Source organism: Achromobacter piechaudii NBRC 102461, assembly GCF_001571245.1.
GTDB classification, from domain to species: Bacteria; Pseudomonadota; Gammaproteobacteria; order Burkholderiales; family Burkholderiaceae_B; genus Achromobacter; species Achromobacter piechaudii.
In genome coordinates this window covers 36,775-58,350 of record NZ_BCTK01000014.1, presented here as the reverse complement: position 1 = coordinate 58,350, position 21,576 = coordinate 36,775, and the positions used below count along the sequence as shown (strand labels likewise).

Below are 21,576 nucleotides of genomic sequence, written 5' to 3'. Positions count from 1 at the left end.
GGTAAAGTCGCGCAGCTAACGGCCCTATGGCCGGCGCCGCGTGGGGCCGTGGGTCCCGGTGATAACCGCCCATCGAACTTTCCCTTCCGATTCCGCCAATATGATTCCCATCCACGGCTCGGCCCAGCCCGCCGCATCAGGCGGCTCGTGCCACGGTTGCAAATCAGATGAGGTAGCGTCGATCGACATGACGTTCGCGTTTCAGCCCATCGTGGATCTGAAATCTGGCGATGCCTATGCCTATGAAGCGCTGGTGCGGGGTCCTCAAGGCGAGCCGGCAGCCTCCGTGCTGTCGCAAGTGGACGACGCCAACCGCTATCACTTCGACCAGCGTTGCCGCACCACCGCGATTGAACTGGCCGCCCGGCTCGGCATGGATCGATACCTGTCGATCAACTTCATGCCTAACGCGGTCTATCAACCCGCCGCGTGCATCCGTACCACCTTCGAGGCAGCAGAGCGGCACGGTTTTCCCGTCAATCGGATCATTTTCGAAACGGTCGAGGGCGAGAGCATTATCGATCGCGCACATCTGCTGGAGATCTTCCAAGCCTACAAATCGTATGGCTTTCAGACCGCGATCGACGACTTCGGCTCAGGCTATTCGGGTTTGACGCTGCTGGCGGATTTTCAACCCGACCTCATCAAGCTCGACATGGCGCTTGTGCGCGGCATCGACACAAACATCGCGCGTCAGCGCATCGTTGCGGGCGTACAAAGAATCTGCACGGACCTGGGCATTCGCGTCATTGCGGAAGGGATTGAAACGGCCGGCGAGCGCGACTTTCTGGCGTCCCAAGGCATCTCTCTCATGCAAGGTTATCTGTTCGCCAAGCCAGCCTTCCAGGCCATGCCGCCGATATCCAATGCCGGTTGATTGCCGCTGCGGCGTCCGGGTCGCGTCAGCGGAGCTCCGAGCATGAACATGCCGCAGCAGCAACTGTTCGAAGCGGCATTCATGCAAGCGTGGAACGCGCTGGTCATCACCGATGCGGATCTGTCTGCGGGCTGTCGCGTTCAGTTCGCCAACCCCGCGTTCACCGCCATGACAGGCTATTCACTTGAAGAGTTGCGCGGGCGGTCTCTGCGCATTCTTCAAGGACCGGCCACCGATCCCGCAGTCATCGAATCCCTGCGCGCCTGTTTGAAAGAAGGACGGTATTTCGAAGGCAGGGCAACCAACTACCGCAAGGACGGTTCAGACTACATCGTGCGGTGGAATATTTCGCCGATCCACGACGCGAGCGGCGCGGTCACGCACTTCGTGTCGGTGCAGGAAGATATCTCTGAATTGGTGCGTATCGGCCGCAACAATCACTTGCTGGCTCGCGCGCTCGATGCAACAAGCGATCTGGTCATGCTGACGGACGCAGAGGCGCGGATCAGCTTTGTGAACAAGGCGTTCGAAAACGCCACGGGCTATTCCCTATCCACCATCAAAGGCAAGACGGCGGCGATCCTGAAGTCGGGCGAGCATGACGACGCGTTTTATGCAGCCATGTACCGCACGCTCTCAAGCGGGCAGGATTTTCGGGCCACGTTCGTCAATCGCAAGCGAGACGGCTCGCTCTTTCATGTCGAGCAGACCATCTCGACGATTTTCGATGAGCAGGGCCGTGCGACCCACCACATCAGCGTCAGCAAAGACGTGTCGCAACAGGTGGAAAGAGAACAAGCGTTATTGCGCGCCGCCACGAAGGACAAGCTCACCGGACTCTACAACCGCGCGCATGGCGAAAAAACGCTGCGAGATGCCGTTGCGAGCGCTCAGACGGGCGACGATCCACTCAGCTTGATCATTGCGGATGTCGACCACTTCAAGCGCATCAACGATCATTTCGGGCATCTCGCCGGAGACCGGGTGCTGAGCGAAATCGCGAGAATCCTGCACGGTGCGGTGCGCAGCCAGGACACGGTAATTCGTTGGGGAGGCGAAGAGTTCGTCATCGTGCTCGCCGACTGTCCGATCTCGGATGCGATCGACATTGCGGAACGCGCGCGCACCTGCGTGCATGCGCATCGTGACGCGGAAATCGGATCCCTGTCCTTGTCCCTGGGCGTGGCGCAGTTCGTTCCCGGCGAAACCATCGAGGAACTCATCGCACGCGCAGACACCGCGCTATACGAGGCCAAACGCGGCGGACGCAACAGGCTGTCGGTTGCGCGCACGGCGGAAACTGCCGGGGTGGATCGCATTGAGCGGCGGAACGACGCGACAGCGGCAGAATCAACAGCCCCATCCTGATCCCTTCCCCTGTTCGCTCGGGGCGGCATCGGATGCGATCACATGCCCGCAGCGAAACCGCCCCTTCGTCGATAGTCCTCGGCACGCGCCAACGTGCGATAAAAGTCCGCGCCCAGGTTGATGAAATCCTCCATCTCCTGGTGCGTAAGCTTGTATTGCACGGTCTCGATGAGAGCGGCGTAGGCAGCTAACACCTCTGGCCAGTCTTCGAAGCTCCGTGCGCCTGATGTCCTGATGATCATCTGCGCGACCAATTCCTGCGTGTCCATAAGAACCTCTTCTACCCAAACACGGCTTTTCCCGCGGCGGATTCATGGCAAGGGCCGACTTCTTGCTCGCTTGCCCATACTCCTTCGCATCACTGCATCGATTCCCGCAAAGTTCGCGCCCCCTCCCTTTTGCAGCGTTCGGAACAGAAGCGCACCTCGTCCCAAGCGCGTTCCCATTTCTTGCGCCAAGTGAATGGCCGCCCGCAATGCAGGCAGATTTTTTCTGGGAGCGGTCGGTTCCTGGGCATGACTTGAATCCGGTACTGAGCGGGCGCGGCTTCGACGCAAGTGACTCAGGGCCGCTCTGGGCGGCCCCGCGTCGGTCATAGAAAACCGAAAAACCGAACCGATTTTGTCCCGAATTACTTGGGCATCAGAACCGTGTCGATGACGTGGATGACGCCGTTGTCGGCGACGATGTCCGTCTTGACCACATTGGCGCCATCGACCTTGACCTTGCCATCGGCGACGGTCACGGTGATGGGGCTGCCTTGAACCGTCTTGACCTCGCCTGCCTTGACGTCCTTGGCCATGACCTTGCCCGGTACGACGTGATACGTAAGGACCTTGGTCAGTGCGGCCTTGTCTTTCAACAACGCATCCAGCTTGTCCTTCGGCACTTTGGCAAACGCCGCGTCAGTCGGCGCAAACACGGTGTATGGCCCGGGCCCCTTCAGGGTGTCGGTCAGCCCGGCGGCCTGCACGGCAGTCGTCAGCGTATTGAACTCGCCCGCCGATTTAGCCGTATCCACGATGTCGGCAGCGTTCGCCAGGCCGCAGGCCAGGGCGATCGTCGTTCCAGTCAGAAAACGCTTCATGATGAGCTCCAGAATGTCATTGATATGGGGGTTCGCATCGGGGCACCCTCTTACCGCGCGTGGCAACTTGGAAAAGGCGATGCGTGGGAGTAGAGTAGGCGGCACCACTCACTTCGTCCATATTTTGAACCTATAAATGCGGTATTTACTGGTTCAAAAACGGTTCATTTATGGAACATATGCCCGACACTGACATTGACCGAACCGGTTCAACCGCCGCCTACCGGACCGGAGTCGCAGCCCGGCTGGCCGGCCTGCCCGTTGAAACCCTGCGCGTCTGGGAAAGGCGCTATCACCTGTCCTCTCCCGAGCGCTCGCCGCGAGGCCAACGGCTGTATTCGGCCGAGCAGGTCCATCGGCTCCGGCTGTTGAAACAGCTCGCGGATCAGGGGCACGCCATCGGCACGCTGGCGACGCTGACGCTGGAGCAGTTGCAGGCCATGCTTGGCGCGCAGCCCAGCCTGGCCAGCCCTGCCTTGCGTGCGGTGGCGATCGGCGCGACGCTCGCTCCGCGCCTTTCTGGCGGCGTACCGGGTCAGGACGGCGTCGTCGATTTCATGGCCGGGCCGGATGTCCGCGTGATCGGCGCGTGCGCGCGCCTGGACGACGCCGGTTCGTTGCCGCGCCATGCAGACGTGCTCATCATCGAAATCTCGGAACTGGACGCTAATGCCTTGGCGCCCATCGAACGCGCGCGCGATGCTACCGAGACCGGCGCCGTGGTGGTGCTGTACCGCTTCAGCTCCAACGCCACGATCCGCACGCTGCGCGCGCAAGGGTGCCTGGTCGCGCGCATACCTGCTCAGTTGAACGAGCTGGCGCCACTGTGCCGTTCGGCCGTCGCCGGCTTGAATCTTGCCGCGCTGGGCCCGGCTTCGGCCGTCGAATTCAACGAAGACGCGCTGGCCAAGATCATGACGCTGCGCAATCCCATCACATGCGAGTGCCCCAGGCACCTGGCCGAACTGCTGATGATGGTGGGCAGCTTTGAGCGGTACAGCGCACAGTGCGCGTCGCGCGACGAAGCGGACGCCCAATTGCACCTGGCGCTGCAACAGGCTGCCGGACAGGCGCGCGGCATCCTCGAAATCGCCATGAATCGTCTGCTGCAGACCGAAGGCATGTGGCCGGCAGCCGACTGAACACGAGCGCGTCCGGCGTTGCTTGCACAAGTTGTGCAGGGATCAAAGATCGTCCAGGCGGCTCAACGTCAGCGCCGCCTGGTCTCGCAACGCCGTCTGTACGTGTTCGGGCGTCTTCCGCCATTGCTGGTACACCATCGCCAGACGCCGGTTGTCCTGAAGCAGCGGCTGGTGGCGAGCAAAGAAATCCCAGTACAAGGCATTGAACGGGCAGGCGCGGTCGCCGGTTCTCTGCTTCCTGTCATACGGGCATGCCTGGCAGTAATCGCTCATGCGGTCTATGTAGGACGCGCTGCTGACGTAGGGTTTCGTGCCCAGCAGCCCGCCGTCCGCGAACTGGCTCATGCCAACGGTATTGGGCAGCTCGACCCATTCGAACGCATCGATATACACGCCCAGATACCACTGATGCACGGCGCCGGGGTCCAGTCCGGCCAGCAGCGCAAAGTTGCCGATGACCATCAGGCGCTGGATATGGTGCGCGTAGGCGTTCTCCAGCGAATTGCCGATGGCGTCGCGCATGCAACGCATTGTTGTCTGCCCCGTCCAGAACCACGCCGGCAACGGGCGCGCATGCCCCAACGCGTTGCGTGTCTCATAGCCCGGCATGTGCGCCCAATACACGCCGCGCACATATTCGCGCCATCCCAGAATCTGCCGGATGAAACCCTCCACCGCAGCGAGCGGTGCGTGCCCCGCCTCGTAGGCGGCTTGGGCCTGCCGCACCACTTCGTCCGGATGCAGCATCTTGGTGTTCAGGGCGAACGACAACTGCGAATGAAACAGGCGCGGGTTGCCCGCGCTCATCGCGTCTTCATAGGCCCCGAAGTTCGGCAGAGCACTCTGGATGAAGTGATCCAGCCACGCCAGCGCCTGCGCACGGTTCAACGGCCAGTGGAACTCACCGGCCTGCGGATTTCCGAAGCTTTGCACACCCGCTTGGCGCACTGTTTCCCACAACCCGCGATGATCATGCACCGGCCGGGCATCCGGCGGCAGCAGCGGCGTGCCCTGCCAGGGCTCGCGGTTGTCGTGGTCGAAGTTCCATCGGCCGCCCATCGGAGCGCCTGAAGTGTCCATCAGCACGCCATGGCGTTGGCGCATATGGCGGTAAAAAGCCTCCATCAACCACTGCCTGCGTGGTCCGAAAAACTCGGCCACCTCGTCGCGGGACGTATAGAAATGTTCGCTGTCCACTTCCCGCACGGAGAACGTCTGCGATGCGCCCCAAGTACGCAGGTTCTCGCTGACCCGCCATTCATCGGGTTGCTGGTAACTCAGTTCGCGCGCGCCGTAATGCGCCATCAGCGCGGCCAGGTTTTGCGTCATGTCCTGGCGATTGCTGGGATCGTCGATCGCGACGTACCTCACCCGATGTCCCGCCTCGCGCAGATGCCGCGCAAAATCGCGCATGGCTGCGAAGATAGCCAGGATTTTCTGCGCGTGGTGCAGCACGTAGTCCGTCTCTTGACGCACTTCCATCAGCACATGCACCACGCCCGGATCGGGATGCTCGAACCAGCTGTGAAGCGGGTTCAGCTGATCGCCCAGAATCAAGCGCAGCGCGCGCGCGCCGGAGCGTTGGGATGCCATGGCGTGCCGTTCCGGATCAGGACGCTGGTTCCAACGCAGGCTGCGCGCGTTCCTGGCTGACCCAGATAAACGCATTGGTATCCAAGCCCAAGGCCTGGGCGCGACGCAGGATATCGTCGCGCGTGTCCGGGCTCAGCGTTTTGTCGCGCGCCAGGATCCAGGCGTAGCCGCGATCCGGGCCCACGACCAACGCCCAGCGATACTCCGGGTCCAGCGCGGCCACATGGTAGCCCCCGTAGAACGGACCGAAGAAAGACACCTTCAGCGACGCCACCGACGGGTCACCCGTAAAGAGGGCTCGGCCCTGCGCCGATCGCCAATCGCCCTGCGCCCCCTTGGCAGGGTCGAACCCGCGATTCACCACACGCACGCTACCGTCATCCTGCAAGGCATAGTTGGCGGTGACGTCGGTCATTCCGCGCTCGAACCGGTGGTCCAGCCGCGCGATCTCGAACCAGCGGCCTTCATACCGATGCACGTCGAAGGAACCGACTGGCGTCACGCCCTTGGGCGGCGTCGTGGCGGCACAGCCGTACAGCGTCAAACCCAGCAGTCCCAGGCCCAGCCATGGCGCCACGCGCCACAAGGGATGGGAGAAACGACGATCGGACTTGGCATGACGCATGGCAGACCTCCGCTGAAAGTATCAGCCGCAATTATATTTTCGAGGTCCTGCGGCCATGCTTCCGATTCGAGGAAAACGGAAACAAGTCTGGGGGTTTGGGTATCAAGGTGTAGGGGGTGACCGAAACCAAGCCGGCCAGGTCTAGCGAATATTCAGTTGAGCTGACACCAGACAGTTATGGCGACGAGAAACAGCAGCCCAAAAGCAAAAACCCCGACAGTCATGGACATGCCGGGGTTTGTTTGCAGACTGAACTGGCGACGTCTTAGAACGGAATATCGTCGTCCATATCCGCCAGGTTCGCACCGCTGCTGGCCGGGGCTGCGGCCGGAGCCGGGCGCTGTTGCGGCGCCGGGCGTTGCGCCGGGGCGCGTTGCTGTTGCGGGCGCGACGGAGCGTCGTCGTAACCGCCGCCGCCGCCGTAGCTGGCGCCACCGCCGCCGCCGTCTTCGCGGCCACCCAGCATTTGCATCTGGTCGGCGACCACTTCGGTGCTGTAGCGATCAGCGCCGGTGTCCTTGTCTTGCCACTTGCGGGTCTTCAGGCGGCCTTCGATGTAGACCGAACGGCCCTTCTTCAAGTATTCGCCGGCGATTTCCGCCAGGCGGTTGTACATGACGACGCGATGCCATTCCGTTTCTTCGCGGCGCTCGCCGGAAGCCTTGTCCTTCCAGGTGGAGGTCGTGGCGATGGACATGTTGCAGATTGCCGCCCCGTCCGGGCTGTAGCGGACTTCCGGGTCACGCCCCAGATTGCCCACAAGAATGACTTTGTTAACCGATGCCATGCCGATGTCCCTCAGTTGTTGACAGCCTGCGCCCAGGCGTTGCCGCGAGCGCGCCGGCAACAACATAAAAAGCGATGTTGAAGACCGGCTTCATGAAACACGCCGGTCATCATGACAATGACCGGCGACGACTGGAATCCGATGGATTCCCACTTCCTTGAAGCCCTAATTTGGTACGTATTATCGACGAAAAGCACTCGCCGCGCCAAACGCGATTCGTGACAAAGCGATCCACCCCGGGAATCGATTTAGGAGCTGTTGGCGACCATACGCGGCAACATCCGCGACTTTCCGCATGTAGTCGGGGACACATCCCCACATCAGGACAACGGTCGTAGCGCCCAGGTCACCGCCAGCCAGATGGCCGACAGAATGGCCGCGCCGATGAACACCGCGCTGGCCCCCGAATGCGACGCCAGCCAGCCACCCAGCGCGCCGCCGACAAATAGGCCCGCCGCCTGCGCCGTGTTGTAGAAGCCCAGCGCCAGGCCCTTGTATGCCTGAGGGGCCACGCGCGAAACCAGTGAGGGCTGCAGGGCCTCAAGCACGTTGAAGGCCACGAAGAAACCGGTCAGCGCCACGGCCAACGTATAGAAACCATGGCTGGCGGCGGGCAGCAGCGCACACACCAGCACCAGGCCCGCCACGGCGGCGCGCAGGGCGCCACGGTGGGCGCGGCGCTTTTCCGCGACGAACACCACCGGCACCATCAGCACGAACGACACCAGGATGACCGGCAGATAGACCTTCCACAATTCGCGCGCATCCAGCCCGCCCACCTTGGCGAGCAGCGCCGGCACCACGACGAATAGCGACACCTGGATCAGGTGCAGTACGAAGACGCCGAAGTTCAGGCGCAGCAGATCACGGTGGGTCAGCACTTCGCGGGGTCGAGCGGCCTGCATGGTTCGGGCCTGGGTGCGCGGCACCACCGGCACCACGAAGCGCGCCACGCCCAGGCAGATCACGCCCAGGCAGGCGATGGTCCAGAACAGCCCGGACAAGCCCCACCAACCCACCAGCACCGGCGACAAGACCAGCGACACCGCGAACGACAGCCCGATCGAACCGCCCACCATCGCCATGGCGCGGGTGCGGACTTCATCACGGGTGGCGTCGGCCAGCCAGGCGGTGACGGCGGCGGAAATGGCCCCCGCCCCCTGGATGGCGCGGCCTATCGTGATCCAGTACACGTCCGTCGCCTGCGCACAGACGACGCTGCCGACGACGAACAACAGCAATCCGAACAATACGACGGGGCGACGCCCCCAGCGGTCGGACGCCAGGCCAAAAGGAATCTGCATGAAGGCTTGCGTCAGGCCGTACATGCCCAGAGCCAGGCCGACGCGCGCGGGGTCGTTCCCGCCCGGCAGTCCGGCGGCGGCCACGGCGAACACCGGCAACAACAGGAACAGCCCCAGCATCCGCGCGGCGAACAGGCCGGCCAACGCGACGCTGGCGCGGCGCTCGGAGGGGGTCAATTTCAACTTGATGTCTGCCGGCATGCGGAAAATTCAACAATGACAAGGGCGGTGCGCGCGCGTGGATGTCACACGCTCACAGTCTGATCTGGCGGTGCGGCGCCGAACCCGGTCCAGTCCGCCTTGGTGGGCTGCCTTGAACGCGGGAGGATTCGGCGCGCTATAGTAACAAGTTGGCCTTTGAAACCGCTTAAAAGAGCCTGATGGACACACGATCAACGTGACAATACGCATACGGGGTGCTCGCACCCACAACCTCAAGAACGTTTCGCTGGACCTGCCGCGCCACAAACTGGTGGTCGTCACCGGCTTGTCCGGCTCTGGCAAATCTTCGCTGGCGTTCGATACGCTGTACGCGGAGGGCCAACGACGTTATGTGGAAAGCCTGTCCGCGTATGCCCGACAATTTCTCCAGCTGATGGACAAGCCGGACGTTGACCTCATCGAAGGTCTGTCGCCGGCCATTTCCATCGAGCAGAAAGCCGCCGGCCACAATCCGCGCTCCACGGTCGGCACCATCACCGAAATCCACGACTACCTGCGCCTGCTGTATGCGCGGGTGGGCACGCCCTACTGCCCCGATCACGGCCTGCCGCTACAGGCGCAATCCGTCAGCCAGATGGTCGACGCGGTGCTGGGCTGGACGCCGGAAACCCGGCTGGCCGTGCTGGCGCCGATTGCGCGTGGCAAGAAAGGCAGCTTCGAGGACGAATGCGCCAGCCTCCAGGCGCAAGGCTACGTGCGGCTGCGCGTCGACGGCCAGTTGATGGAAATCGACGGCATGGCTCCGTTGAAGAAGACCGAGAAGCACGACATCGACGTCGTGATCGACCGGCTGCGTATCAAGCCGGAGAGCAAGCAGCGTCTGGCCGAGAGCTTTGAAACCGCGCTGCAACTGGCCGACGGCCGCGCGCTGGCGCTGGACATGGACAGCGAACGCGAGCAGGTGTTCTCCAGCCGCTACGCCTGCCCGGTGTGCAGCCACAGCCTGCCCGAGCTGGAACCGCGCCTGTTCAGCTTCAACAATCCGATGGGCGCCTGCCCCAGCTGCGACGGCATTGGCCAGGTGGGATTCTTCGACCCCAAGCGCGTGGTCGCCTTTCCCGAACTGAGCCTGGCCGCTGGCGCGATCCGTGGCTGGGATCGCCGCAATGCATTCACGCATTCGCTGCTGACCAGCCTGGCGGCGCACTACGAATTCGACATCGAAGCCCCATTCGAAGACCTGCCCGAAACGCTGCGCGACAAGGTGCTGTACGGCTCGGGCGAGGAAGAAATTTCATTCCTCTACCTGAACGAAAAGGGCCGCAGCACCGTCAAGCGGCATACGTTTGAAGGCGTCATCCCGAATCTGGAACGCCGCTGGCGCGAGACCGACTCGGCCACCGTGCGCGAAGAACTGGGCAAGTACCGCAACATCAAGACCTGCCCGGACTGCGCGGGATCGCGCCTGCGCCCCGAAGCGCGCAACGTGCTGATCGGGCACGACCCGCGCGGCGGCGAGCGCCACGGCCAGGCCATCTACGAAGTCGAAGCCATGCCGCTGTCCAGCTGCCTGGCCTGGTTCCGTGATCTGAGCCTGACCGGCGCCAAGCAAGAGATCGCGCAGCGCATCGTGCGCGAGATCGAAGCGCGGCTCAGTTTCCTGAACAACGTCGGGCTGAACTATTTGTCACTGGACCGCAGCGCCGACACCATCTCGGGCGGCGAAGCCCAGCGCATCCGGCTGGCCAGCCAGATCGGCTCTGGCCTCACGGGCGTGATGTACGTGCTGGACGAGCCCTCCATCGGCCTGCACCAGCGCGACAACGATCGCCTGATCGGCACCTTGCAACACCTGCGCGACCTGGGCAACAGCGTCATCGTCGTCGAGCACGACGAAGACATGATCCGCATGGCCGACTGGGTCGTCGACATGGGCCCGGGCGCTGGCGAGCACGGCGGCGAAGTCGTGTCCCAGGGCGACCCTGACACCGTGCAGCGCGATCCGAATTCGCTGACCGGCCAGTACCTGAGCGGTGCGCGCGAGATCGCCATTCCCGCTCGCCGCCCGGTCAACGACGAACTGCCCTGGCTGACCCTCACCGGGGCCAGCGGCAACAACCTCAAAGACGTCGAACTGCGCGTGCCGGCCGGCCGCCTGGTCTGTGTGACGGGCGTGTCCGGCTCCGGCAAATCAACGCTGGTCAACGACACCTTGGCGGTAGCGGTATCGCGCCAGCTGCATCACGCGCAAAGCGAGCCCGCTCCCTATGTGTCGATGCAGGGTCTTGAGAACTTCGACAAGATCATCAGCGTGGATCAAAGCCCCATCGGCCGCACCCCGCGCAGCAATCCGGCCACGTACACCGGCTTGTTCACGCCCATCCGAGAACTGTTCGCCGGCGTACCCGAGGCGCGTACTCGAGGCTACGACCCCGGCCGCTTCAGCTTCAACGTCAAGGGCGGCCGCTGCGAGGCGTGCCAGGGCGATGGCGTGGTCAAGGTGGAAATGCACTTTCTGCCCGACATGTACGTGCCTTGCGACGTTTGCCACGGTAAACGCTACAACCGCGAGACGCTCGAGATCCGCTACCGGGGCCGCAACATCAGCGAAGTGCTGGACCTGACCGTCGAGCAGGCGCTGGAATATTTCGAATCCGTGCCGGCCATCTCGCGCAAGCTGCACACGCTGATCGACGTGGGCCTGTCCTATATCCGGCTGGGCCAAAGCGCGACCACGCTGTCGGGCGGCGAAGCGCAGCGCGTGAAGCTGTCGCTGGAACTGTCACGCCGCAGCACCGGGCGCACGCTGTACATCCTGGACGAGCCCACCACCGGCCTGCATTTCCGCGACATCGAGCTGCTGTTGCAGGTGTTGAACCAGTTGGTCGACAGCGGCAACACGGTGCTTATCATCGAACACAACCTGGACGTCATCAAGACGGCGGACTGGCTGATCGATATGGGCCCGGAAGGCGGCGACGGCGGCGGTTACGTGGTGGCGCAAGGCACCCCGGAAGTCGTGGCGAACACGCCGGCCAGCCACACCGGCCAATACCTGGGCAAGCTCTTGCGCCGCAGCGCAAGCAGGTAAGCCCACCGCAACCCCACCATCAGGCAGGAGATACCGCATGTACACGTTGATCATCGGCAACAAGAATTACTCGTCGTGGTCCTTGCGGCCCTGGCTGGCCCTGCGTGCGACCGGCATCGCCTTTAGCGAGCAAAAGCTCGGCTTTTTCACCGAAGAGTTCTCGCGCAAGGTGGCGGCGGTGTCTCCGGCAGGCCTGGTGCCGGTGCTGCTGGACGGCGAGTTCGCCGTCTGGGATTCCCTGGCCATCTGCGAGTACGCCGCCGACCAGCACCCAGACGCGGGCCTTTGGCCCAAGGATGCAAAAGCCCGGGCTCGTGCCCGTTCGCTGGCGGCGCAAATGCATAGCGGCTTTGGCGCCTTGCGCAACGCGCTGCCGATGAACATCGAAGCGCACTTGCCTGGCATCGACATGTCCGAAGCCGTGCATGCAGACATCCAGCGCATGCAAGCCCTCTGGCGCGAAACGCGCGAGCAGTTCGGACACGGCGGTGATTTTCTGTTCGGTGCGTTCTCGATTGCCGACGCATTTTTCGCGCCGGTGGTCTCGCGCTTCACAACCTACGACGTGCCCGCGACGGGCGCTGTGCGCGACTATATGGACGCGGTGCTGGCGCTGCCGGCCATGCAGGAATGGACGCGCGACGCCCGCGCCGAAGCCACTTTCGTCCCGGAAGACGAACCTTATCGCAAGCACCGCTGAAGATGCGGCCGGGGCGTAACCGTAAGGATGCGCCCCTGCCCCCGCGTTCAGCCCATTTCGAACAGGCGCTTGTGTTCGCGGATCGCGTAGCGGTCGGTCATGCCCGCGATGTAGTCTGATATGGCGCGCGCCTGCTCGTTGAACGCGGGCCGGCGGTAGTCGGGCGGCAACAGGCGCGGATCATCCAGGAACGCCGCGAACAACTCGCGCACGATGCGGCGCGCTTTCGCGGTCATGCGCAGTACCTGATAGTGCCGGTACAGGTTGTCGTACAAGAATTTTTTCAACGCATCGGCCTCGCGCCGGATCTCGTCGGAAAATCCCGCCAGCGGCGGCGCGCGACGGACGTCGTCAACGCTGGCCGGAGCCGCGTCGCGGATGCGCGCCAGCGAGGTCTGCGTCAGATCCACAATCAGCGTGTTGATCATGCGGCGGATGGTCTCGGACACGGCGCGACGCGGCGCCAGGCCTGGATAGCGGTCCAGCACCTCTGCATGATGGCGCTCGAAGATCGACACATCCTGCAGCTGTTCCAGCGTGATCAGGCCGGAACGCAGGCCGTCGTCGATGTCATGGTTGTTGTAGGCGACTTCATCGGCAAGATTGGCCAACTGCGCTTCCAGCGAAGGCTGGGTGCGGTTCAGGAAGCGCTCGCCCACATCGCCCAACTGGCGCGCGTGCGCAACCGAGCAGTGCTTGAGAATGCCTTCGCGGGTTTCAAAGCACAGGTTCAGTCCGTTGAAATCCGCGTAGCGCTCTTCAAGCTCGTCCACCACGCGCAGGCTTTGCAGGTTGTGTTCGAAGCCGCCGGCTTCCGGCGCCAGTTCGCGCATGCATGCGTTCAGTTCGTCTTGGCCGGCATGCCCGAAGGGCGTGTGGCCCAGGTCGTGCGCCAGCGAGATCGCTTCGGTCAGCTCTTCGGACAGGCGCAGGCTGCGTGCCAGGGTACGCGCAATCTGCGCCACTTCCAGGCTATGCGTCAGGCGTGTGCGAAACAGGTCGCCTTCGTGGTTGACGAACACCTGCGTCTTGTATTCGAGCCGACGGAAGGCGCCGGAATGCACGATGCGGTCGCGGTCACGCTGAAACTCAGTCCGATTTTCGGGCGGTGGCTCGGCATAGGTGCGACCGCGCGATTGGGACGGGTCGGATGCGTAGGAAGCCAATTCTTTCGTCTGCAACACCGTCTCCAATCGCGGTTACTGGGTCGTTCTGGACAAGACGGCGCGCACCGCCTCGTCGGGGGCCGCGCGCATGAAGGCTTCGCCTATGCGCGGCATGAGCACGTAGCGGATCGAACCGCCTTCCGTTTTCTTGTCGACCTGCATCAGGTCCAGCCAGCGGTCCGCGCCCAGATCCGGGGCGACGACGGGGCAGCCGATGGCGGCGACCAGCGCGCGCACGCGCTCGACGTCGGCGCGGGCAAATCCGGCCACGTCGGCCGACAATTCAGCCGCTTGCACCATCCCGCAGCCCACGGCTTCGCCGTGCAGCCAGGCGCCGTAGCCCAGGCCGGATTCAATGGCGTGGCCAAAGGTGTGGCCCAGGTTCAGGATGGCCCGCAGACCGGATTCGCGTTCGTCCTTGCCCACGACCTGCGCTTTCAATTCGCAAGAGCGCCGGATGGCGTAGGCCACCGCCTGCGGGTCCAGCGCGCGCAGCTTCTGGGCGTTGTCCTCGCACCAGGTCCAGAAATCCGGGTCCAGGATCAGGCCGTATTTGATGACTTCCGCCAGGCCGGCGGACACTTCGCGCGCGGGCAGCGTGTTCAGTACGTCGGTATCGATCTCGACCGCTACCGGCTGGTAGAACGCGCCGATCATGTTCTTGCCCAGCGGATGGTTCACGGCGGTCTTGCCGCCCACCGACGAATCCACCTGCGCGAGCAACGTGGTGGGCACTTGCACGAAGCGCACGCCGCGCATGTAGACGGCGGCGGCAAAGCCCGTCATGTCGCCGATGACGCCGCCACCCAGCGCCACCAGCACGCAGCGGCGGTCCAGGCGGTGCGTCAGCAACGCGTCGAAGATCAAGTTCAACGACTGCCAGTCTTTATAGGCTTCGCCATCCGGCAGTTCGATGCGCAGCACGCGCTTGCCGGTGCGCGCCAGGGCGGCCTCGGCGCGTTCGCCGTACAGCGCGGCCACCGTGGGGTTGGTCACGACCGCGATGGCGGTGGCGTCGGCGGGGATGCACTTGTCCAGCGCATCGAGACGGCCAGGGCCGATGTGAATGGGGTAGCTTCCGCCCGGGGTGTCGACGTCAACAACGTTCATATGCGCTTCTCGAAGGCTTGTAATTGCGGCAGCAGCGCCTTCACCAGCGTGTGGATGGGCATGGCGCCCGTTTCCACGACCAGGTCGGCGACTTCTTTGTACAGGGGTTCGCGCAGGGTCATCAGATCCCGCAGGGTGCCGCGCGGGTCGGCGGTGGCCAGCAAGGGGCGATTGCGGTCGCGGCAGGTGCGGCGGAACAACTCGTCCACGCTGGCCCTCAAATAGATGACGATTCCGCGCTCGCGCAGACGCTGGCGGTTTTCGCTGGCCAGGATGGCGCCGCCGCCGGTGGCAAGAATAATGTTGCGCCGTTGGGTACACTCTTCCAAGGCGGCGGACTCTCGGCGACGAAAACCGGCTTCGCCCTCGATTTCGAAGATAACCGGCACCCGAACGCCGCAACGCGCCTCGAGCTCATGATCCAGATCCATAAACTCGCGCCCCAGCGCACGCGCCAGGCTCCGGCCGATGGTAGTCTTGCCCGCGCCCATCATGCCGACCAGGAAGACGGGCAGGTCATGCGGCAACGGCACGGTCTTGCCTGTGCACTCGATGGCGCACGGCATGTTTTCAGACGCCTCGTCGGAGGGCGCTGGGTCCGGGTCAGCCTCCGGACATGAATGGGCGGAAAAGTTCATGTCGGCATTATCACATCTGCCGCCAGTTGCCCGCGCACCACACTGAACAATCTTGTTACAGAAACCGATCCCTCTCGCTGAGTGGGGACCGGAGTTACCCGTAAAATCGCCGCGATGAGCAAGCCCCAGAATTCCTCCAAGAAAGACAAGCCCGCCAAGAGCGGCTCCCCGTTCCTGCGATTCTTCGTGAAAACCGGCATCCTGTTTGCCGGCCTGTTCCTGTGCGGCGTATTGCTGGCCGGGATGGCGTTGGCGCTGGCCTGGCCCAACCTGCCCGACCTGAACGCCATGACGGATTACCGCCCCCGGGTGCCGCTGCGCGTCTACACGGCGGATCGCGTCCTGATCGGCGAATTCGGCGAAGAGCGCCGCAACGTGCTGCGCTTCAATGAAATCCCCGACGTCATGAAGTCGGCGGTGCTGGCAGCCGAAGACGACCGTTTCTATCAGCACGGCGGCATCGACTGGACGGGCGTGGTGCGGGCGGGCCTGACCAACCTTATCAACATGTCCAAGACGCAGGGCGCGAGCACGATCACCATGCAGGTGGCGCGCAACTTCTACCTGTCGTCGGAAAAGACCTATTCGCGCAAGTTCTACGAACTGCTGCTGACGTTCAAGATCGAGTCCGAGCTCACCAAGGACCAGATCCTTGAGCTCTATATGAACCAGATCTACCTGGGCCACCGCGCCTATGGTTTCGCGGCCGCCTCGCGCACGTACTTCGGCAAGCCCTTGGCGGAAGTGACTCCGGCCGAAGCCGCGATGCTGGCCGGCATCCCGAAGGCGCCCTCGCGCTTCAACCCCATTTCGAACCGCCCCCGCGCCGAACTGCGCCAGCGCTACGTGCTGGGCCGGATGCAGTCGCTGGGCTATCTGACCGAACCTGAATACAAGCAGGCGATGGCGCAGCCCATCATCATGAAGTCGGCCGAAGGCACGCCCGCGGGCGGCTATGCCATCCATGGCGAATACGTGGCGGAACTGGCGCGCCAGCTGCTCTATAACGTCTACCAGGACAACGTCTATTCGCGCGGCATCAATATCTATACGACCGTGCAGTCCAAGGACCAGGAAGCGGCCTACCGCGCCGTGCGCGAAGGCGTGCTGGAATACACGCGCCGCGCGCCCTACCCGGGCCCCGAAGAACAGCTGGACCTGCCCCCGGGCACCGAGAACAACCCGGCCGCCCTGGATGAATTCCTGGACGGCGTGTTCGACAAATTCAGCGACAGCGGCGATCTGCTCACCGCCTTGGTGCTGTCCGCCAGCCCCACGGAAGTGAAGCTGGCTCGCAGCTCGCGCGAAATCATCACCGTCACCGACAAGAAGGTGCTGGGCGTGGTGGCGCGCGCGCTCAATGACAAGGCCAAGCCCGAACAGCGCATCAAGCGCGGCTCGGTGGTCTATATCCGCAAGTTCGGCGACAACTGGGAAATCATCAACCTGCCGTCGGTGCAGGCGGCGTTCGTGGCCCTGTCGCCGCAAGACGGCGCCATCCGCGCGATGGTGGGCGGTTTCGATTTCTACCGTGGCAACTTCAACCGCGTGACGCAGGCGTGGCGCCAGCCGGGCTCGAACATCAAGCCCTTCATCTACGCGGCCTCGCTTGAACGCGGCTTGACGCCGGCCACGCAGATTTCCGACCAGCCGTTTGAACTGACGGCGGCGCAGACCGGCTCCAAGGCCTGGAATCCGAAGAACTACGGCAATCAGTACGAGCCCATGCTGACGCTGCGTCAGGGCCTGTACAAGTCCAAGAACATGGTGTCGATCCGCATCCTGCAAGCCATCGGCCCGCAGTATGCGCAGGACTACCTGACCCGCTTCGGTTTCGACAAGGCGCGCCAGCCGGCCGTGCTGCCGCTGGCGCTGGGCGCGGGCTCGGTGACGCCGCTGCAACTGGCGGGTGCGTTTTCGGTATTCGCCAACGGCGGCTACCGCGTCACGCCCTACCTGATCGACCGCGTCACCGACAGCAGCGGCAAGGTCATCATGCAGTCCAAGCCCGTGGTCGCCGGCGATGCGGCGGCGCGCGCGATTGACCCGCGCACCGCGTGGGTCATGGACGACATCCTGCGCGGCGTGGCCACCTACGGCACGGCGGCGCGTGCTCGCGTACTGCTCAAGCGCAACGACATCGCCGGCAAGACCGGCACGACCAACGAATCCGTGGACGCGTGGTTCTCGGGCTACACGCCGAATCTGGTGGCGACGGCCTGGCTGGGCTTCGATCAGCCCAAGTCGCTCGGCTCGCGCGAGACCGGCGGCGGCGTCGCCATGCCGATCTGGGTCGACTACATGCAGGACGTGCTCAAGGGCGTGCCGGAAGAAAAGCCGCGCCCCCGTCCCGATGGCCTGATTGTGGAAAACGGCGAATTCTACTTTTCGGAATTTCCCCCCGGCCAAGCCGTGGCCCGCCTGGGGCTGGCCGAGGCCGACACCTTGGGTGAGTTCCTGAATGGCCTGAACGGCAGCAGCAATCAGGACACGAAGATCAAGGTGGCGCCGGGCGTGGGTACGCAAAACGCGGCTCCGTGGTCGCAAAAGATTCCGTTCTGACGAAAAAAGGCCGGCCTGGATAGGCCGGCCTTTTGTTTGCCGCGTGCGGTATGGGCAGTCTTACAGTTTCAGCGTGACGGGTACGCCTGCCGCGGCGGAACAGATCTGCGACAAGGCATCCGGCAATTGCGGACCGCCACGCGTATCGTTCCAGTGCTGGCCGTCGTAACGGTAATGGAAGCCGCCGCTGCGGGCAGCCACCCACAGTTCCTGCATGACGGCCTGGCTGTTCACGACGACGTGGGTATTGTCTTCGAACACCATGGTCAGGACATTGCCGCTACGGCTGGTTTCCACATCGACGTCGAGCGAAGCCGCCCAGTCATCGGCCTGGCTTTCGATGCTGTCCAGCACCTGGTCGATCAACGCAAGAAATTCGGTTTCGGTCATAATCGAGCCTGCAAGAATTACGGAGTTCCCAGTGTTCCAATTGGCATTCAGCCGCATGGCTCTTCGCATTGTAGCCACGCTTGTGGCCTCCGGCATGGTAGCGGCCTGCGGGTACAAGGGGCCTTTGTATATGCCGACGCCTGACGGCAAACCGCCGTCCAACCCTCAGCCGGCGTCGCAAATTCCTCCTGCCCCGACAATCCCATGACGACAGCCTTTCCCGTGCCGCCAGAGCTGGCCGGCCATCCCTACTTCCAGTACCGCAATAACGTACTGTACGCCGAGGATGTGCCCCTGGACCATCTGGCGCATGGGCTAGGCACCCCGCTGTACGTCTATTCCCGCGCGGCGCTCAAGGCCGCCTGGGAGACCTATCGCAGCGCCATCGGGCCGCTTCCCGTGCTGGTCTGCTACGGCATGAAAGCCAATTCCAACCTGGCCGTGCTCAAGGAATTCGTGCGGCTTGGCGCGGGCTTTGACATTGTTTCGGGCGGGGAGCTCAAACGCGCCCTGGCCGTGGGCGCGGACCCCGCCAAGATCGTCTTTTCCGGCGTCGGCAAGCAAGTCTGGGAAATGCGCGACGCACTGGCCGCCGGGGTGAAGTGCTTCAACGTCGAATCCGAAGGCGAATTGCGCCGGCTGTCGGACGTGGCCCAGGAAATGGGAATGCGCGCGCCGGTATCGCTGCGCGTGAACCCCGACGTGGATGCCCAGACGCACCCCTACATTTCCACCGGCCTGAAAGAAAACAAGTTCGGCATCGCCATTGAATCGGCACTGGACGTCTACCTGACCGCGCAGGCGCTGCCGGGCCTGGAGATCGTGGGCGTCGATTGCCATATCGGTTCGCAGCTGACCGACATCAGCCCCTATTTCGACGCGCTGGAAAAACTGCTGGACCTCATCGGGCAACTGGACCAGGCCGGCATCCGCATCGCGCATCTGGACCTGGGCGGTGGCTTGGGCATCCGCTATACGGACGAGACGCCTCCGTCACCCAAGGCCTTGTTGGACCAGGTGTTTGAACGATTGAATGCGCGGGGCCAGGGGCATTTGCACCTGATCCTGGAGCCGGGTCGCTCGCTGGTCGGCAATGCCGGCGTGCTGTTGACCACGGTGCAATATCTCAAGCATTCGGACGCGCGCAATTTCGCCATCGTCGATGCCGCCATGAACGATCTGCTGCGCCCCGCGCTGTACGACGCATACCATGGCGTGCAACCGCTGCGCCCGCGTGCCGGCGACCTTGTCGAGTACGACATCGTGGGCCCGGTATGCGAAAGCGCCGACTGGCTGGCCAAGGGCCGCGCACTGGCGATCCAGCAAGGCGACGTGCTGGCAGTGGAATCGGCCGGCGCGTACAGCATGGCCATGGCCAGCAACTACAACACGCGCGCCCGCGCCGCCGAGGTCATGGTCGATGGCAGCAACTACCACGTGGTGCGCCAACGCGAAACGCTGGACGACCTGCTGCGCGGCGAATCGACGCTGTAGCTTTCATCCGCGCGGTATCGCCGCGCCTTCGTCAGCACCTGGGGCGATCATTCTTCGCACCAATAAAAAAGGCCCTTGCGGGCCTTTTCTACGTCGGGCTTTTTCTCACAGCTGCCCGTACGAATGCAGCCCGGACAGGAACATATTCACGCCCAGGAAAGCGAAGCCGGTAATCAGAAGACCCATCAGCGCCCAGTAGGCCGCCATGGTGCCGCGCAGGCCTTTGATCAGACGCATGTGCAGCCAGGCCGCGTAGTTCAGCCAGACGATCAGCGCCCAGGTTTCCTTGGGGTCCCACTGCCAGTACGCGCCCCAGGCATCGGCCGCCCACAACGCGCCCAGGATCGTCGCCACGGTGAAGAAGGCGAAGCCGATCGCGATGGCGCGATACATGATGTCGTCCAGCACCTCCAGCGACGGCAGCGCGGCGGCGATACGGCGGCGGCCCAACAGAATAGCGCCCACGATTACCGCGCCCACACCGAAGTAGAGCATCCAGGTGGCCGACAAACCATCGGTGCGGAACACCATCGGTTCAGCGCAAAGCAACACGCCCAGCACGAACAAGGGGGCCAGCTTGAGCCAGGACGTCGTCTGCCCGTGCTGCTTGATCAGATAGGCAAAGCCCACCATCGCGGCCAGCGAGAACGTGCCGTAGCCGATGAAATTGGCGGGCACGTGCAGCTTCATCCACCAGCTTTTCAGGGCGGGCACCAGCGGCTGGATCTGACCTGCATCGCGCGTAAAGGAATACCACAGCAGAAACACGACGGCCGAGGTCACCACCAGCAGCACGAATCCGCCCAGCGCGCGCGTGGCGTACTTGCGTTCGTAATACAGATAGAACAGCGCCGTGATCAGCGAGAACAGTACGAAGACTTCGTAGAGGTTGCTGACGGGGATGTGCCCCAGGTCGGGCCCCATCAGATGGCCTTCGCGCCAGCGCACCAGCAGACCCGTCACGCCGGCGAACACCGCGCCCCAAGTCAGCGCCGTGCCCAGCCACGCGGCCGTGGGGCTTAATACGCCGATCCAGTAACAGACCATGGCCAGTGCGAACAGCGCGCACATCCACAAAATGGCTGACTGGGAAGAGAACAGGTATTTCAGGAAGAACACGTGCTCGGCGCGGGCCAGGTCATTGCCGTAAAGCATCAACGCCAGCCCCGCCGCGATGGCACAGGCGACCATCAAGCGGCGCAACGGACGCCACAGCCAGCCCAACCAGGCCAGCGCGGGCACGGTGCCGCACAGGATGATCTTCTCGTAGTAGTCCATCGAGTTGCCGTGGCGGGTCAGCGCAAACGCAGCGCCCACCGCCAGCAGCAGGAAGAACACCACGTCGGTCCAGTCGGGCTTGCCGCGTCGGGCGCGGCTGTCGCCGGTTTCCGACAGGCTGTCCTGCCACAAGGTATCTGGGGACGCGTTCAGCGTGTCCGGCGAGGAAGGGTGCGGGGAGGTCGTCGTCGACATAAAAAAC

20 protein-coding genes are annotated in these 21,576 nt (G+C 63.6%); 8 read left to right on the top strand and 12 right to left on the bottom strand.

Features of this window, described 5'->3' with window-relative positions:
* Positions 1–100 precede the first annotated feature (100 nt).
* Positions 101–877, top strand: a complete 777-nt coding sequence (locus API01S_RS24980; protein ID WP_050728397.1) for an EAL domain-containing protein — start codon at positions 101–103, stop codon at positions 875–877.
* Between the two features lie 42 nt (positions 878–919).
* The gene (locus API01S_RS24975) at positions 920–2,245 is read left to right on the top strand and encodes a sensor domain-containing diguanylate cyclase (RefSeq protein ID WP_050728396.1); all 1,326 of its coding nucleotides are present in this window, start codon (positions 920–922) and stop codon (positions 2,243–2,245) included.
* Positions 2,246–2,283: 38 nt separating this feature from the next.
* Here the strand turns inward: API01S_RS24975 and API01S_RS24970 are convergent, their stop codons facing one another.
* From API01S_RS24970 to API01S_RS24965, 3 genes are all read right to left on the bottom strand, one after another.
* Complete coding sequence (locus API01S_RS24970; RefSeq protein ID WP_006216487.1) at positions 2,284–2,514, bottom strand: hypothetical protein; 231 nt, start codon at positions 2,512–2,514, stop codon at positions 2,284–2,286.
* 89 nt (positions 2,515–2,603) lie between these two features.
* On the bottom strand, positions 2,604–2,762 hold the full coding sequence (locus API01S_RS29000) for a DUF2256 domain-containing protein (protein ID WP_082305977.1): 159 nt from the start codon (positions 2,760–2,762) through the stop codon (positions 2,604–2,606).
* Between the two features lie 114 nt (positions 2,763–2,876).
* Positions 2,877–3,332, bottom strand: a complete 456-nt coding sequence (locus API01S_RS24965; protein ID WP_050728395.1) for a fasciclin domain-containing protein — start codon at positions 3,330–3,332, stop codon at positions 2,877–2,879.
* Between the two features lie 179 nt (positions 3,333–3,511).
* On the opposite strand from API01S_RS24965, the gene API01S_RS24960 reads away from it, so the two are divergent.
* Complete coding sequence (locus tag API01S_RS24960) at positions 3,512–4,474, top strand: MerR family transcriptional regulator (RefSeq protein WP_006216489.1); 963 nt, start codon at positions 3,512–3,514, stop codon at positions 4,472–4,474.
* 42 nt (positions 4,475–4,516) lie between these two features.
* On the opposite strand, the gene API01S_RS24955 is transcribed toward API01S_RS24960, so the two are convergent.
* The 4 genes from API01S_RS24955 to API01S_RS24940 form a co-directional block, all read right to left on the bottom strand.
* The gene (locus API01S_RS24955) at positions 4,517–6,067 is read right to left on the bottom strand and encodes a cryptochrome/photolyase family protein (protein ID WP_061306436.1); all 1,551 of its coding nucleotides are present in this window, start codon (positions 6,065–6,067) and stop codon (positions 4,517–4,519) included.
* A gap of 16 nt (positions 6,068–6,083) precedes the next feature.
* Positions 6,084–6,692: a lipocalin family protein gene (locus API01S_RS24950; protein WP_006216491.1), complete on the bottom strand. Its 609-nt coding sequence runs from the start codon at positions 6,690–6,692 to the stop codon at positions 6,084–6,086.
* 265 nt (positions 6,693–6,957) lie between these two features.
* Positions 6,958–7,479 (bottom strand): single-stranded DNA-binding protein, encoded by a 522-nt coding sequence (gene ssb, locus API01S_RS24945; protein ID WP_039883724.1) that lies wholly within the window; start codon positions 7,477–7,479, stop codon positions 6,958–6,960.
* 320 nt (positions 7,480–7,799) lie between these two features.
* On the bottom strand, positions 7,800–8,984 hold the full coding sequence (locus tag API01S_RS24940; RefSeq protein ID WP_050728393.1) for an MFS transporter: 1,185 nt from the start codon (positions 8,982–8,984) through the stop codon (positions 7,800–7,802).
* A gap of 196 nt (positions 8,985–9,180) precedes the next feature.
* On the opposite strand from API01S_RS24940, the gene uvrA reads away from it, so the two are divergent.
* A complete protein-coding gene (gene uvrA / locus API01S_RS24935) occupies positions 9,181–12,036 on the top strand; it encodes an excinuclease ABC subunit UvrA (RefSeq protein ID WP_050728392.1) in 2,856 nt (951 codons plus the stop codon).
* 37 nt (positions 12,037–12,073) lie between these two features.
* A complete protein-coding gene (locus API01S_RS24930; protein ID WP_050728391.1) occupies positions 12,074–12,736 on the top strand; it encodes a glutathione S-transferase family protein in 663 nt (220 codons plus the stop codon).
* A 47-nt stretch (positions 12,737–12,783) separates the two neighbouring features.
* Here API01S_RS24930 and API01S_RS24925 read toward each other — a convergent pair whose 3' ends face one another.
* From API01S_RS24925 to API01S_RS24915, 3 genes are read right to left on the bottom strand one after another with little or no spacing between them, the layout of a single operon-like run.
* Positions 12,784–13,929 carry a deoxyguanosinetriphosphate triphosphohydrolase gene (locus API01S_RS24925; RefSeq protein WP_061306435.1) on the bottom strand — a complete coding sequence of 382 codons (1,146 nt, stop codon included), beginning with the start codon at positions 13,927–13,929 and terminating at the stop codon, positions 12,784–12,786.
* A gap of 6 nt (positions 13,930–13,935) precedes the next feature.
* A complete protein-coding gene (aroB, locus tag API01S_RS24920; protein WP_006216497.1) occupies positions 13,936–15,012 on the bottom strand; it encodes a 3-dehydroquinate synthase in 1,077 nt (358 codons plus the stop codon).
* Positions 15,009–15,578 (bottom strand): shikimate kinase, encoded by a 570-nt coding sequence (locus API01S_RS24915; protein WP_231689361.1) that lies wholly within the window; start codon positions 15,576–15,578, stop codon positions 15,009–15,011. The genes aroB and API01S_RS24915 overlap by 4 nt, the downstream gene beginning before the upstream one ends.
* Before the next feature lie 186 nt (positions 15,579–15,764).
* Between API01S_RS24915 and API01S_RS24910 the strand changes: the two genes are divergently transcribed.
* Positions 15,765–18,212 carry a penicillin-binding protein 1A gene (locus API01S_RS24910; protein WP_050728389.1) on the top strand — a complete coding sequence of 816 codons (2,448 nt, stop codon included), beginning with the start codon at positions 15,765–15,767 and terminating at the stop codon, positions 18,210–18,212.
* Positions 18,213–18,272: 60 nt separating this feature from the next.
* On the opposite strand, the gene cyaY is transcribed toward API01S_RS24910, so the two are convergent.
* A complete protein-coding gene (gene cyaY / locus API01S_RS24905) occupies positions 18,273–18,602 on the bottom strand; it encodes an iron donor protein CyaY (RefSeq protein ID WP_006216501.1) in 330 nt (109 codons plus the stop codon).
* Here cyaY and lptM point away from each other — a divergent pair.
* The gene (gene lptM / locus API01S_RS29680; RefSeq protein ID WP_330937415.1) at positions 18,553–18,810 is read left to right on the top strand and encodes an LPS translocon maturation chaperone LptM; all 258 of its coding nucleotides are present in this window, start codon (positions 18,553–18,555) and stop codon (positions 18,808–18,810) included. The two genes, cyaY and lptM, sit on opposite strands and share 50 nt — an antisense overlap.
* Entirely contained in the window at positions 18,807–20,096 is a 1,290-nt protein-coding gene (lysA, locus tag API01S_RS24900; protein ID WP_050728388.1) for a diaminopimelate decarboxylase, read from the top strand. Before lptM ends, lysA begins: the two co-directional genes overlap by 4 nt.
* Before the next feature lie 105 nt (positions 20,097–20,201).
* Here lysA and ccsB read toward each other — a convergent pair whose 3' ends face one another.
* The gene (gene ccsB, locus API01S_RS24895; RefSeq protein WP_082305976.1) at positions 20,202–21,569 is read right to left on the bottom strand and encodes a c-type cytochrome biogenesis protein CcsB; all 1,368 of its coding nucleotides are present in this window, start codon (positions 21,567–21,569) and stop codon (positions 20,202–20,204) included.
* Positions 21,570–21,576: the final 7 nt, after the last annotated feature.

What these genes read in the sequence shown, in the direction of transcription:
- API01S_RS24980 (WP_050728397.1), top strand. Translation starts at nt 101, where the DNA reads ATGATTCCCATCCACGGCTCGGCCCAGCCCGCCGCATCAGGCGGCTCG.
- API01S_RS24975 (WP_050728396.1), top strand. Translation starts at nt 920, where the DNA reads ATGAACATGCCGCAGCAGCAACTGTTCGAAGCGGCATTCATGCAAGCG.
- API01S_RS24970 (WP_006216487.1), bottom strand. Translation starts at nt 2,514, where the DNA reads ATGGACACGCAGGAATTGGTCGCGCAGATGATCATCAGGACATCAGGC.
- API01S_RS29000 (WP_082305977.1), bottom strand. Translation starts at nt 2,762, where the DNA reads ATGCCCAGGAACCGACCGCTCCCAGAAAAAATCTGCCTGCATTGCGGG.
- API01S_RS24965 (WP_050728395.1), bottom strand. Translation starts at nt 3,332, where the DNA reads ATGAAGCGTTTTCTGACTGGAACGACGATCGCCCTGGCCTGCGGCCTG.
- API01S_RS24960 (WP_006216489.1), top strand. Translation starts at nt 3,512, where the DNA reads ATGCCCGACACTGACATTGACCGAACCGGTTCAACCGCCGCCTACCGG.
- API01S_RS24955 (WP_061306436.1), bottom strand. Translation starts at nt 6,067, where the DNA reads ATGGCATCCCAACGCTCCGGCGCGCGCGCGCTGCGCTTGATTCTGGGC.
- API01S_RS24950 (WP_006216491.1), bottom strand. Translation starts at nt 6,692, where the DNA reads ATGCGTCATGCCAAGTCCGATCGTCGTTTCTCCCATCCCTTGTGGCGC.
- ssb (WP_039883724.1), bottom strand. Translation starts at nt 7,479, where the DNA reads ATGGCATCGGTTAACAAAGTCATTCTTGTGGGCAATCTGGGGCGTGAC.
- API01S_RS24940 (WP_050728393.1), bottom strand. Translation starts at nt 8,984, where the DNA reads ATGCCGGCAGACATCAAGTTGAAATTGACCCCCTCCGAGCGCCGCGCC.
- API01S_RS24930 (WP_050728391.1), top strand. Translation starts at nt 12,074, where the DNA reads ATGTACACGTTGATCATCGGCAACAAGAATTACTCGTCGTGGTCCTTG.
- aroB (WP_006216497.1), bottom strand. Translation starts at nt 15,012, where the DNA reads ATGAACGTTGTTGACGTCGACACCCCGGGCGGAAGCTACCCCATTCAC.
- API01S_RS24915 (WP_231689361.1), bottom strand. Translation starts at nt 15,578, where the DNA reads ATGCCGTGCGCCATCGAGTGCACAGGCAAGACCGTGCCGTTGCCGCAT.
- API01S_RS24910 (WP_050728389.1), top strand. Translation starts at nt 15,765, where the DNA reads ATGAGCAAGCCCCAGAATTCCTCCAAGAAAGACAAGCCCGCCAAGAGC.
- lptM (WP_330937415.1), top strand. Translation starts at nt 18,553, where the DNA reads ATGCTGTCCAGCACCTGGTCGATCAACGCAAGAAATTCGGTTTCGGTC.
- cyaY (WP_006216501.1), bottom strand. Translation starts at nt 18,602, where the DNA reads ATGACCGAAACCGAATTTCTTGCGTTGATCGACCAGGTGCTGGACAGC.
- lysA (WP_050728388.1), top strand. Translation starts at nt 18,807, where the DNA reads ATGACGACAGCCTTTCCCGTGCCGCCAGAGCTGGCCGGCCATCCCTAC.
- ccsB (WP_082305976.1), bottom strand. Translation starts at nt 21,569, where the DNA reads ATGTCGACGACGACCTCCCCGCACCCTTCCTCGCCGGACACGCTGAAC.